The sequence below is a fragment of the Pseudomonas sp. FG86 genome (assembly GCF_057808775.1).
In genome coordinates this window covers 37,406-50,148 of record NZ_JBMDIS010000025.1, presented here as the reverse complement: position 1 = coordinate 50,148, position 12,743 = coordinate 37,406, and the positions used below count along the sequence as shown (strand labels likewise).

13 protein-coding genes are annotated in these 12,743 nt (G+C 59.8%); 8 read left to right on the top strand and 5 right to left on the bottom strand.

The window, feature by feature from the left end:
• Positions 1–53: 53 nt before the first annotated feature.
• The 3 genes from ACODSV_RS17660 to ACODSV_RS17650 are packed head-to-tail and all read left to right on the top strand — an operon-like array spanning position 54 to position 1,910.
• Positions 54–425: a septal ring lytic transglycosylase RlpA family protein gene (locus ACODSV_RS17660; protein ID WP_024073448.1), complete on the top strand. Its 372-nt coding sequence runs from the start codon at positions 54–56 to the stop codon at positions 423–425.
• A gap of 58 nt (positions 426–483) precedes the next feature.
• Positions 484–1,530 (top strand): calcium/sodium antiporter, encoded by a 1,047-nt coding sequence (locus tag ACODSV_RS17655; RefSeq protein ID WP_081329149.1) that lies wholly within the window; start codon positions 484–486, stop codon positions 1,528–1,530.
• Positions 1,527–1,910 (top strand): carboxymuconolactone decarboxylase family protein, encoded by a 384-nt coding sequence (locus ACODSV_RS17650; RefSeq protein WP_053254400.1) that lies wholly within the window; start codon positions 1,527–1,529, stop codon positions 1,908–1,910. The genes ACODSV_RS17655 and ACODSV_RS17650 overlap by 4 nt, the downstream gene beginning before the upstream one ends.
• Before the next feature lie 39 nt (positions 1,911–1,949).
• Here the strand turns inward: ACODSV_RS17650 and ACODSV_RS17645 are convergent, their stop codons facing one another.
• Positions 1,950–2,891 (bottom strand): AEC family transporter, encoded by a 942-nt coding sequence (locus tag ACODSV_RS17645; protein WP_069075255.1) that lies wholly within the window; start codon positions 2,889–2,891, stop codon positions 1,950–1,952.
• A 205-nt stretch (positions 2,892–3,096) separates the two neighbouring features.
• Between ACODSV_RS17645 and ACODSV_RS17640 the strand changes: the two genes are divergently transcribed.
• Genes ACODSV_RS17640 through ACODSV_RS17630 form a run of 3 tightly spaced genes read left to right on the top strand, consistent with a single transcriptional unit; the run spans position 3,097 to position 5,305 of the window.
• Positions 3,097–3,690: a GNAT family N-acetyltransferase gene (locus ACODSV_RS17640; protein WP_102624976.1), complete on the top strand. Its 594-nt coding sequence runs from the start codon at positions 3,097–3,099 to the stop codon at positions 3,688–3,690.
• A 32-nt stretch (positions 3,691–3,722) separates the two neighbouring features.
• Entirely contained in the window at positions 3,723–4,583 is an 861-nt protein-coding gene (locus ACODSV_RS17635) for a lysophospholipid acyltransferase family protein (protein ID WP_024073443.1), read from the top strand.
• Complete coding sequence (locus ACODSV_RS17630) at positions 4,580–5,305, top strand: HAD family hydrolase (protein ID WP_024073442.1); 726 nt, start codon at positions 4,580–4,582, stop codon at positions 5,303–5,305. The genes ACODSV_RS17635 and ACODSV_RS17630 overlap by 4 nt, the downstream gene beginning before the upstream one ends.
• On the opposite strand, the gene garD is transcribed toward ACODSV_RS17630, so the two are convergent.
• The 4 genes from garD to kdgD all read right to left on the bottom strand — a co-directional run bounded on the left by garD (position 5,298) and on the right by kdgD (position 10,843).
• Positions 5,298–6,851, bottom strand: a complete 1,554-nt coding sequence (gene garD, locus ACODSV_RS17625; RefSeq protein ID WP_041160840.1) for a galactarate dehydratase — start codon at positions 6,849–6,851, stop codon at positions 5,298–5,300. The two genes, ACODSV_RS17630 and garD, sit on opposite strands and share 8 nt — an antisense overlap.
• Positions 6,852–6,862: 11 nt before the next feature.
• Complete coding sequence (locus ACODSV_RS17620; protein ID WP_024073440.1) at positions 6,863–8,227, bottom strand: MFS transporter; 1,365 nt, start codon at positions 8,225–8,227, stop codon at positions 6,863–6,865.
• 204 nt (positions 8,228–8,431) lie between these two features.
• Positions 8,432–9,877, bottom strand: a complete 1,446-nt coding sequence (locus tag ACODSV_RS17615; protein ID WP_102624979.1) for an aldehyde dehydrogenase family protein — start codon at positions 9,875–9,877, stop codon at positions 8,432–8,434.
• Positions 9,878–9,931: 54 nt separating this feature from the next.
• Complete coding sequence (kdgD, locus tag ACODSV_RS17610) at positions 9,932–10,843, bottom strand: 5-dehydro-4-deoxyglucarate dehydratase (RefSeq protein WP_024073438.1); 912 nt, start codon at positions 10,841–10,843, stop codon at positions 9,932–9,934.
• A gap of 234 nt (positions 10,844–11,077) precedes the next feature.
• Between kdgD and ACODSV_RS17605 the strand changes: the two genes are divergently transcribed.
• The gene (locus ACODSV_RS17605; RefSeq protein WP_150054730.1) at positions 11,078–12,232 is read left to right on the top strand and encodes a phospholipase; all 1,155 of its coding nucleotides are present in this window, start codon (positions 11,078–11,080) and stop codon (positions 12,230–12,232) included.
• 136 nt (positions 12,233–12,368) lie between these two features.
• Positions 12,369–12,743 carry a hypothetical protein gene (locus ACODSV_RS17600; protein WP_150054729.1) on the top strand — a complete coding sequence of 125 codons (375 nt, stop codon included), beginning with the start codon at positions 12,369–12,371 and terminating at the stop codon, positions 12,741–12,743.

Here is a 12,743-nt window from a genome sequence, read left to right as displayed (position 1 = left end):
AAGCCCCCTCCCACATAAGCTCACCCCAAACTCGAAATGGGGGCACCTTGGAAATGAAGCGTCTATTCGGCCTCCTGGCCCTGTTTTCCCTGCTGGCCGGCTGCGCCAGCGGCCTCATTAACCCCAACGGCTACGATGAAACCGGCACCGCCTCTTATTACGGCGCCAAGCACCATGGCAAAAAAACCGCCAGCGGTGAACCTTTCAACCAGAACGCCCTGACCGCCGCCCACCGGCAATTGCCCTTTGGCACCCAGGTCAAGGTCACCAACCTCGACAACGACAGAACCGTGGTAGTGCGCATCAATGATCGCGGCCCGCATACCCGTGGGCGCTTGATCGATCTTTCACGCAAGGCGGCCGAACAACTGGGCATGCTGAGCAGCGGCACCGCACGGGTTCGCGTGCAAGCCCTGAACAATTGACGACGGAGCCCTGGCCATTTTCGGATTAACCGCCCTCTCGCCCTGGAGCCTGCTCGAACTGGTCAGCGGCCTGGTGCTGCTGATCGTCGGCGCCGAAATCCTGGTACGTGCCGCTGTGCGCCTGGCCGCCAGCCTCAAGGTCCGCCCACTGATCATCGGCCTGACGATCGTCGCCTTCGGCAGCAGCGCACCGCAGATGACCGTGAGCCTGCAGGCCACCCTGGCCGGCAACACCGATATTGCCGTCGGCAGCGTCATCGGCAGCAGCATCTTCAATATCCTCGTCACCCTGGGCCTGTCGGCGCTGATCATTCCATTGCGGGTCTCGCGCCAACTGGTGCGCCTGGACATCCCGGTCATGATCCTCGCCGGCTTGCTGGTATTTACCCTGGCCGCCAACGAAGAGCTCACACCGCTCGACGGTTTGCTGCTGCTCTGCGCCCTGCTGGCCTACCTCGGCGTGCTGCACTACCAGACCCGCCATTCGCGCCGTCCGCGCACGCTGGACATCGTGGCCAAGGCGCCCTGGCTGAGCAGTGTATTGCTGATGTTCGGCGGCCTGCTGGTACTGGTACTGGCCGGGCATCTGTTGCTGGGCGCGGCGGTGGATGTAGCCAGTGACCTGGGACTGTCGGAACGCATCATCGGCCTGACACTGATCGGCGTTGGCACGTCCCTGCCGTGCCTGGCCACCTCGCTGATTGCAGCCCTGCGCGGCGAGCGGGATATCGCCGTAGGCAACGTGATTGGCAGCAACCTGTTCAACCTGCTGGGCGTATTGGGGCTGACGGCCCTGCTTGCGCCATCGCCGCTGTCGGTGTCGCCTAACGCCCTGGATTTCGATCTGCCGGTGATGCTCGGCGTGGTGGTGCTGTGCCTGCCGGTGTTTTATACCGGCTACCGTGTGACCCGCATCGAAGGCCTGGTACTGCTGGGACTGTACCTGGCGTATGGGCTGCATGTGATGGCGTTCACCACCGGTATGCCGCTGGCCAACAAGCTTGAACAACTGATGCTGTTTTACGTCCTGCCAGTGCTGGTGGTGTTCCTGCTGTTCAGCACGCTGCGAGCCTGGCGCCGCCAACACAAGAGGGAATCGCAATGACCGATCAGAAAAAGCCCGGGGTTGAAATGCGTCGCCAGGTGATGGGCGATGTGTTCGTCGACCGCGCCCTGGGCAATGCCACCGAATTCACCCAGCCCCTCCAGGACTTCGTCAACGAACATGCCTGGGGCAGTGTGTGGAACCGCGAAGGCTTGCCGCTGAAGACACGCAGCCTGATCACCCTCGCCGCCCTCACCGCGCTCAAGTGCCCGCAGGAACTCAAGGGCCACGTGCGCGGCGCGCTGAACAATGGCTGCACCGTGGAAGAGATCCGCGAAGCGCTGCTGCATTGCGCGGTATATGCCGGCGTACCGGCGGCGATTGATGCGTTTAGAGCGGCACAGGAAGTCATCGAGGCGTATCAGGCCGACCAGCAGTGACTGCCAGATAGCATTGGCGAGCAATGCCCCCCCAAAAACTTAGATCCAGCCACCCGCCTGCAACACAAAAATCCCGATATTCGTGGTCACTGCCGCCATCAAGGTAGTGATCACGATAATCGCCGCCGCCAGCTCATGATTGCCCTCGGCCGCCCTCGCCATCACGAAGCTCGCCGCAGCGGTCGGCGCACCGAAGTACAGGAACAGAATCCCTAATTCCGGCCCACGGAACCCCAGCAGCCAGGCGCCCAGCGTGGCGACTACCGGCAGCCACACCATCTTCATCAAGCTTGCGCTCAGCGCCATATTGCCGCTCTTGCGCAACGCCGCCAGGGACAAGGTGCCGCCAATGCAGATCAACGCCAGCGGCAAGGTGGTGTCCGCCAGGTACTGCATGGATCTTTCCAGCCAGCCTGGCAGGCCAATCTGGAAATAGGCGAACGGCGCGGCCACGATCACGCTGATGATCAGCGGGTTGGCCACCACACTCTTGAAGATGCTCCACGGGTCGGACTTGATCACCGGGCTGTACACCGCCAACACAATGGTCGACAAGGTGTTGTAGAACAGGATGACCAGTGCGGCGAGGATTGCCCCCAGGGAAATACCGTAGTCGCCGTACATGCTGGCGGCCAGCGCCAGGCCGATCACCCCATTGTTGCCGCGAAACGCCCCCTGGGTGTAGATGCCCCGGTCTTCGCGCGCGCAGCGAAAAATCGCCCAGCCCCAGGCCAGGGCAAAACTCAGCAGAGTGGCGACGGCAAAGTAGATCAGCAAACCCGGCTTGAGCGCCGAATGCAGGTCGGCGTGCAGGATGCCGAGAAACAGCAGCGCAGGCATGGTGACGTTGAACACCAGGGACGAAGCCGTGTGGATAAAGTTGTCGTTGATCCAGTTGATGCGCTTGAGCAGCACCCCCAGGAACAGCATGGCGAATACCGGCGCGGTGATGGTGAGGGTGGTGAGGAAAATTGCCAGCATAAGAACGGGCCTTGGAACCTGTGTTCAGGAAAGGCTCATGATAAGCCAGCTCAGGCCCGCGCATGAGGTTTGATTGAAATCGTCCCTACCTAGAAAGGTAACGTTGCCTACAACACACAAAGATTTTGCAACTCCGCGTTGTTCCCGCTTCGGCACAAGCTAACGCCTTCTTCGTTACGAAAGTCGTGAGGCAAGGAAACAACCAATGCGGCAAAACGTGAACCACCTTTACAACGTATATCTCAGAACCTGGGACCAAGACGACATCGAGGGTTACGCTGAACTCCTCGGTGATCCGCAGACCATGCAATACATATCGGCAGGAACCACGCGCAACCGAGACACGGCCGCTGCAGAAATCGCACGTTTCCAGCAGGAAATTGCCCAGCAAGGCTGGTCACGCTGGGCCGTAAGCCTGGGCCTGGATTCGCCCTTCATCGGTTATGCCGGGTTTGCCGAAAAAGAATACGGCATCAACTTCGGCAACCGTTTCCTCAAAAAATACTGGGGCAGCCCCTATCCCTTCACGGCTATTCATCTGGCCTTGGAGCATGGTTTCCTGCAACTGGGCTTCGATCAGATCTACACCCTGACCAACATCAAGCATCACCGCGCCCTGGAGATGAACCGCGCCTTTCTGCATTTGCCGGAAATCAGCGGGACTGTCATGGAAACACCCTTCGGCCCGCATTTGAAAGTCGACCTGACCCGTGAACGGTTCATGGAAATAAGCCCATTGAATCGCGCACGTATCGACCGATTCTCCCGCCGCCTGACCCGCAGCCACGCTCCGGCTTGATGACGCCCCCTGCCTTTCAGAGAGACCCGACCTTGCCCAATGAAAAAAACACCTGCCACTCCCCTTCAGTTGCCGACCTATGCACCGCTCAGGTCTGGAAGGGTCGCGCCCTGTGGCGCTGGCTTTACCTGCCGCTGGGCTGCGCACTTGTCTTGAACCGTCTGCAGGCCGTGGTGTTTATCAGCTTGATCGCCTGGCCTTTACCCGTAGCGGCCAAACAACTCATGTACCGCGTACTGTTGTTTATCCTGGGCGTGAAAATCACGTGCAAAATGTCCCCGAAACAAGTCGCGGCGCATACCGATGGTTGCATCGTCGCCGCCAACCACATCAGTGTATTCGATCATTTTCCAGTGCTGGCCATGCCCTCAGCGACCATCATGGTAGCCAACTCCGACAGCCCCCTCGGTGCCGCAACCGCTTTCCTGCTCTTCAAATGTTCCGGTGGCACGTTCTGGAAAGTCAGTGACAAGAAAATGCTCGCCAGACGCATCCGCGAATTTCGTCGCAGGCCCAGCGGCACTGCGCTCTACACCACACCCGAGACGACCATCAACAATGGCCATGGTCTGTTCCGGTTCCGCCCGGAAATGCTCAATCGCGGGCTGCCCGTGGTACCACTGGCCCTGCGCTTGAATGTGCCGTTCGGCTTGACCGCCAACCCGCTGCACGCCTCAGGCCTGATGAAGTTCCTGCGTCTTCTGGCAATGCCGCGCATTGAGTTCGAGATGAGCTACCTGGCGCCACAAGTGCGCACGGCACATCAGAGCGATCAAGCGTTTGCCGATCAGATTCAGCAAAGCATCGCCGAACATTTAGCCATTGCCGCCTGTCACTGGACTCGGGACGACAAATACACCTACCGCAGCACTGACAAACGAGCAACGCGATGAGCATGGGCAACGACGTCGACATCATCTTTGATTTCGATTACACCTTGGTCGACCACGAAAGCACGGTGGAAGTGCTTAAAGCCGCTCTCCACGACCATCCGGACAGTGCCGAGCGGCTTGACCGGATCGCGCGAATTGCCCCCAAAGCATTGAGCGGCAAAGCAAGTATCGGAGAATTGTTGAAGCTGATGAGCGTGGCAACCCATGTGCGTGCCCATCACATCGACCAGTATGTGGAAAAGGCCATTCGCAGCATCCCGGCCGTATTGCTGGAAACCCTTGGCCGGCTGCGAGAAGACGGTGTAGGGCTGCATATCATTTCCGGCGGCTACACGGAGTGGATCGTACCCACGGCCCGTGAATGGGGTATCGCCCACCAAAATGTGGCGGCCAACCAGTTCTTGTGGGCGGGCAAACGCGTCCTGCTCACGCGCCCTTCTCCGCTGCTCAGCTCGTCGAAGGGCAAGTCGGAGATTGTCCGTCGATGGCGTGCCGCTGGCAGGCTGAAAGGCCGAACGCTCATCGTGGGCGACGGTGCGTCCGACTTCCAGGTCTACAAGAACGGCTGCGTGGACGGTTTCGTCTGCGCGGACTACTTTATCGAACAGCCACTGACGCAATTGCCCGACAATGTCTTGCGCGCCAGCGAACCCGCTCAGGTCTACGCACACATCCAAACAGTGCTGGGCAACCTCCAACGCCCGCCAACCTGCTCTAGGTAATCGGTGCCGGGTTGAACAACGTGATGTCGTTATGCAGCTTGTGCTGCTCCGCCCACGTTTGCTTCTTACCGCTGGCCACGTCCAGATAGAAGTGGAACAACTCCCAGCCCAATTCCTCGATGGTCGCGCGCCCGGTGGCAATGCGTCCGGCGTCGATGTCGATCAGATCCGGCCAGCGCTGCGCCAACTCCGTACGGGTCGAGACCTTCACAACCGGTGCCATGGCCAGCCCGTAAGGGGTACCGCGCCCTGTAGTGAACACATGCAGGTTCATCCCTGCCGCTAGCTGCAAGGTGCCGCACACAAAGTCACTGGCCGGCGTTGCGCAAAAGATCAGGCCCTTGCTTTTGAAGCGCTCGCCCGGCCCCAGCACGCCGTTGATCGCACTGCTGCCGGACTTGACGATGGAGCCCAGGGACTTCTCGACAATGTTCGACAACCCGCCCTTCTTGTTCCCCGGCGTGGTGTTGGCACTGCGATCCGCCTCGCCCTTGGCCAGGTAACGGTCATACCAGTCCATTTCCCGGACCAGCTCCTCGGCGACAGCTTTGGTTTCGGCGCGTGAAGTCAGCAAATAAATCGCATCGCGCACTTCAGTGACTTCGGAAAACATCACCGTCGCCCCCGCCCGCAGCAACAAGTCCGAGGCATAGCCCAGCGCCGGGTTGGCGGTGATCCCGGAAAACGCATCGCTGCCGCCGCACTGCATGCCCAGGATCAGCTCGGACGCCGGCACGGTTTCCCGACGGCGCTGGTCGAGCTTCTTCAGGCGGACTTCGGCCAGTTCCATGATCTGCTCGATCATCTCGGTAAAGCCGTGGCTGGAATCCTGCAACCGATACAACCACGGCTCGCTCAAATCGACCGAGCTATCGTTGTCGTGCATCACCTGCCCGGCCTGCAATTTCTCGCAGCCCAGGCTGATGACCAGGGCTTCGCCGCCCAGGTTCGGGTTGCGCGCCAGGTTGCGCACAGTGCGGATCGGGATATAGGCATCCGTCGCGGTGATCGCGACCCCACAGCCGTAGCTGTGAGTCAGCGCCACCACGTCATCGACATGGGGATACTTGGGCAGCAACTCATCCTTGATGCGTTTGACCGCATGGTCCAGTACCCCGGTGACACACTGCACCGTGGTGGTGATACCCAGGATATTGCGTGTGCCGACCGTGCCGTCGGCATTGCGATACCCCTCGAATGTGAACCCTTCCAGCGGCGCCTGGGCCTGCGGCACCTCGGTGGACAGCGGTAAGCTGTCCAAGGGCGGCGCGGTGGGCATGCGCAGTTGATCTTCCTGCACCCAACTGCCACGGGGAATCGGCGCCAGGGCATAACCGATGGTCTGGCCGTAGCGAATAATCTGACCGCCTTCGGGGATGTCTTCCAGGGTCACTTTGTGGCTCTGGGGGATGAAATCCACGGTCACCAGGCCGTCCGGGAACTCGGTCCCGGCCGGTACACCCTGGTCGTTGACCACGATCACTACATTGTCGCGCGCGTGCAGGCGAATGGAGCGCGGCGAGTCGGCATGTTCAATCAACTGCATCACGGGGCCTCTCAGGAATGCGCTTCGGTTAGGTTGGTCAACTCAGGCCCCTTGCTTGGCGGCTCTTTGAGTACGACACGCTTGATCGGGCCGACGATGACCAGATAGCTGAACACCGCCACCAGCGCATTGGCGCCGACGAACACCAGTGCCCATTTGAACGAGCCGGTGGTGCTGATGATGTAGCCGATGACAATCGGCGTGGTGATCGACGCCAGGTTACCGAAGGTGTTGAACAGGCCGCCACTGAGGCCGGCGATTTGTTTCGGCGAGGTGTCGGATACCACCGCCCAGCCCAGTGCGCCAACGCCTTTACCGAAGAAGGCCAAGGCCATGAAGCCCACCACCATCCACTCGATGTCAACGTAGTTGCAGGCCACAATGCTGCTGGAAATCAGCAAGCCGCCAATGATCGGCGCCTTGCGGGCGAAGGTCAGGGAATGGCCCTTGCGCAACAGGTAGTCGGATATCACCCCGCCCAGCACGCCCCCGATAAACCCACAGATCGCCGGCAGCGAAGCAATGAACCCAGCCTTGAGGATGGTCATGCCACGGTCCTGCACCAGGTACACCGGGAACCAGGTCAGGAAGAAGTAGGTGATGCCGTTGATGCAGTACTGGCCCAGGTAAACCCCGAGCATCATGCGGTTGGTCAGCAGCTGGCGGATGTAATCCCACTTCGGACCATCGGTTTTCTTGCCCTTGCCCTTGTCCTGGTCCATATCGACCATCGCGCCATTGGCCGCGATGTGATTGAACTCGGCTTCGTTGATCATCGGGTGCTGGCGCGGGCTGTGGATAATCTTCAGCCACACCAGCGAGAAGAGGATGCCGATCACGCCCATCACGATAAACACGTGCTGCCAGCCGAAGCTGTAGACGATCCAGCCCATCAGCGGCGCAAACAGCACCGTGGCGAAGTATTGCGCCGAGTTGAAGATCGCCGAGGCCGTGCCGCGTTCGGCCGTGGGGAACCAGGCAGCCACAATGCGCGCGTTACCTGGGAAGGACGGCGCTTCGGCCAGGCCCACCATAAAGCGCAGCATGAACAGCGCGACGACGGCGGTGGAGATACCGAACTCACCGACATAGCCTTGCAGCACGGTGAACAGCGACCAGGTGAAGATGCTCAGGGCATAGACTTTTTTCGAGCCGAAACGATCGAGCAGCCAGCCGCCGGGGATTTGCCCGGCCACGTAGGCCCAACCGAATGCAGAAAAGATATAACCGAGGGTGACCGCGTCGATACCGAGGTCTTTTTGCAGGCTGGAGCCGGCAATGGCGATGGTGGCCCGGTCGGCGTAGTTGATCGTGGTCACCAGGAACAGCATGAGCAGGATCAAATAGCGGACATGGGTTGGCTTGGTCGCTTGCATGTAGATGTACTCCCACTAATTATTTTTTTTGCGGGTAATAGTTATGTGTTCTTGGATGCCGCCCCCTGCAGGAGCGAGCTTGCTCGCGAAAAAAGTCAACGAATACGCGGGCATTCGGGATGCACGCGGAGCCCTTGGGTTTTTCGCGAGCAAGCTCGCTCCTACAGAAAGACAGCCCCCCTCCTGACAGGGGGATGTTGCGTATTACGAACCGATGTAGCTGGTTTTCACCACGGTGTAGAACTCTTGCGCATAGCGACCTTGCTCACGCGAACCGTAGGATGAACCCTTACGGCCACCAAATGGAACGTGATAGTCCACACCGGCGGTCGGCAGGTTGACCATCACCATCCCGGCCTGGGAATGACGTTTGAAGTGGTTGGCGTATTTCAACGACGTGGTGGCAATACCCGCCGACAGACCGAACTCGGTGTCGTTGGCCATGGCCAGCGCCGCCTCGTAGTCCGCTACGCGCACCACGTTGGCCACCGGGCCGAAGATCTCTTCACGGCTGATACGCATGGCGGCTTCGCTGTCGGCAAACAGGGTCGGCGCCAGGTAGTAGCCTTCGGTGTCGCAGGTCACCAGGCCGCCACCGCTCACCAGCCGCGCGCCTTCGCTTTGGCCGATATCGATGTACTTCATGTCCTGGTCCAACTGGGCCTGGGAAACCACCGGGCCGATGTCGGTAGTGCTTTTCAGGGCGTGCCCCACCCGGATCGACTTCATGCGCTCGGCCATGGCTGCAACGAACTGGTCGTGGATGCCGGCCGTGACAATCAAGCGGCTGGAGGCGGTGCAACGCTGGCCAGTGGAGTAGAACGCGCTCTGTACCGACAGCTCGACGGCCTGCTTGAGGTCGGCGTCATCAAGGATGATCTGCGGGTTCTTGCCGCCCATTTCCAACTGCACCTTGGCCTGGCGCGATACACAGCTGACCGCGATCTGACGGCCCACACCGACGGAACCGGTGAAGCTGATGCCATCGACTTTCGGGCTGTTGACCAACACATCGCCGACCACACGACCGCTGCCCATCACCAGGTTGAACACACCGGCGGGGAAGCCGGCGCGGGAGATGATTTCCGCCAGGGCCCAGGCGCAGCCCGGTACCAGTTCGGCCGGCTTGATCACCACGCAGTTACCGTAGGCCAGGGCCGGGGCGATTTTCCACGCGGGGATGGCAATCGGGAAGTTCCACGGGGTGATCAGGCCGACCACACCAAGGGCTTCGCGCGTCACTTCCACGTTGACGCCCGGGCGCACCGACGGCACGTAGTCACCGGACAAACGCAGGCATTCGCCAGCAAAGAACTTGAAAATGTTACCGGCGCGGGTCACTTCGCCGATGGCTTCAGGCAGGGTCTTGCCCTCTTCCCGGGCCAGCAGGGTGCCAAGTTCTTCGCGGCGGGCAAGGATTTCGCTGCCGACTTTATCCAGGGCGTCATGCCGCGCCTGGATACCGGAGGTGGACCACGCAGGGAATGCAGCGCGGGCCGCATCAATGGCGGCGTTGACCTGGGCAACATCAGCCTTGGCGTATTCGCCAATCACATCGGACAACTCCGACGGGTTGATATTGGTGCAATAGTCAGCACCGGCTACCCATTCACCGTTGATGTAGTTTTCAAAACGTTTGGCTTGGGACACGAATCTTCTCCTGACGCAAAAGGCCGCTGATTGCTCAGCGGCCTTATAGATAAGTTATTGCGGACCTTGCTTGTCGATCAGCGCGGCCAGGGCTTCGTATTCTTCCGGCAGCAGGTCGGTCAGCGGGGTGCGCACCGGGCCGGCGTCGTAGCCGACGATCCTGGCACCCGCCTTGACGATGCTCACGGCGTAGCCGGCCTTGCGGTTACGGATGTCCAGGTACGGCAGGAAGAAGTCGTCGATGATCTTGCCGACAGTGGCGTGATCGTCACGGGCGATGGCGTGGTAGAAATCCATCGCGGTTTTCGGGATGAAGTTGAACACCGCCGAGGAGTACACCGGCACCCCCAGGGCCTTGTAGGCAGCGGCGTAAACCTCTGCGGTCGGCAGGCCGCCGAGGTAGCTGAAACGATCACCGAGACGACGGCGGATCGACACCATCAACTCGATGTCACCCAAGCCATCCTTGTAGCCGATCAGGTTCGGGCAGCGCTCGGCCAGGCGTTCCAGCAAGGGCGCGGTCAAGCGGCAGACGTTGCGGTTGTAGACCACCACGCCGATTTTCACCGATTTGCACACGGCTTCAACGTGGGCGGCAACCCCGTCCTGGCTGGCTTCGGTGAGGTAGTGCGGCAGCAGCAGCAGGCCTTTGGCACCGAGGCGTTCAGCTTCCTGAGCGTATTCAATGGCCTGGCGGGTGGCACCACCGACACCGGCAAGGATCGGCACGCTGGTGGCGCAGGTATCAACGGCGGTCTTGATCACCTGGGAGTATTCGCTGGCTGCGAGGGAGAAAAACTCGCCGGTGCCGCCGGCCGCGAACAACGCCGTGGCGCCGTAGGGCGCCAGCCATTCCAGGCGCTTGATATAGCCCGCCTGGTGGAAGTCACCCTGGGCGTTGAAATCGGTCACGGGGAAAGACAGCAGACCGTGGGAGAGGATGGACTTCAGTTCTTGTGGATTCATTATTCGAACACCCTGGGCAAAGATTTTCTGGCGAAAGGTTGTTGTTGGTTCTGTTGATGTCGTACGTCATCGTACAACTATAAAATAATTCGTCAACTGTAATTCATCGATCGTGCTTGCACACGGTGCTGAGGCTCACCTTCTTGACGTAGGAATTTTTTCCTCTATTCTCTGGATAGCTGTATATACATACAGTAATCAAGGAAGATTCCTACGGCATAGCAAGGAGCTAACATGTCAGGTCTTGAACTCGCAGCACCCACCAAAAACCCGCCTACCCTGCGCTTCGAAGGTGGCGAACACACCGCCATCGGCGATGACACCCTGTTGCGCTTCGTCAAGGACGCCCCGGCGATTCCCGCGCGACAAGTCGAGCTGCACCTGCCCAACGGCCTGGCGCTGACCTACGGCCAAGTGATCGCACTGGGCGGTGACTTTTATGGGATTCCCGGCCAGCCCATCAGCGATGGCGCCTCGGCAGCCGAACGCGTGCAACGCTTCATCGCCGCCTTCAACTCCCTGGCGGTTTTGCCCGCCTCACGGGAAGAAGCTCACAAGATCCTCGCGGTGATGCAAAAGGAGATAAACGCGGTCAACCAGGCAATCAAGGATGGCAAGCAAGCCCATGAAGCCTACGATGCCCTGGGTGATACGTTGTCGGAAGAGTGGAACCGCATCACCGGTGGCGGCAGCGCAGTGTCGGCATTGATCCCATTGGGCCGCTACCTGAAGTTGGCGGCGGACAATGCCGACCACTTTGGCGAATGGGCGCTGTCAGCGTACCTGGCCGGGCATACGGCAGCCCTGCAACAGGCCGTTGTCGCCCATCAAACCGGCACCGACCAGGCACTGGAACTGGCCTATGCCATGAACAGTTTTGCTGATCACTTCTTGACCGACCTGTTCTCCGCAGGCCACTTGCGGGTCCCGCGTAAACAATTGGCAGCGGTGGTGACACCTGGCGAACTGGGCTCGCTGATCAGCCGCTTCATGCATGACGAAGACAGCAAGTTCGGGCTCAACGTGCGCAACGCCCTGGGTGATCAGTGGCACGCGTATGGCGACAAACGCTACTTCGACGCCATCGACGCGGATAACCGGACGCAAGTCAAACGTGCGGTGCAGGCTTCAGCCGATGAAATCTTCGAGACCTTTATCAGCGGCGTAGCGCCCTCCCCGGCCAACTTCAAGGCTCCGCTGCATGTGCCAGATTTGAACGCGGCGCAAAATCCGGCGAACAACTTCTCGCCACTGTTCAAGATGGAGGGGGACAAGGTACTGCGGCGCAAGGACGTGAATGACCTGAACGACAAGCACTGGACCAATGATTGGTGGGGGTGGAGTACGTATTTGTTGCTTAAGGACTACAAGCCGAATACGCCAGCTTGAACAATACCGTTTGTCGACACTGGGATTTCTAACAGTTCCGGACAATGTCGTTGCAGTGGATAAGTTTGCTCAGGGGCCAGAAACCCGGCCCCTGAATTGACCCGGCCACCGCTGTGACAACCACGGAGATTTCATCATGACGAATCCAGTCCCCGGCCTGAACATTCGTATCACAGGGCCCTTTGACCAAGCAGAGGTTAACCTTTCCACATTCACAGGGCCGCTCGTGGTCAGCATTCCAAACGATGCCGAGCTCTTTCCTGGGGGCAAGGTGTACGTGATCCTGGGCCCGAATTCGGACGCGCCAGCTTGGGAGGGAGCCCAAATCGACGCAGGTGAATGGCAAAAGGACACGGAACAATATCAACGGCGTTCGAACCTGAAACTCGAGGTGCCAAAACAGGATTTATTGCGCTTCAAGAACCAAACCACGCTGCTACGCTATATAGCCCAGAGTGAGTCCAACATGCAGATCATCTCTGAGCCGATTTCGCTGACCGTCACCACATAG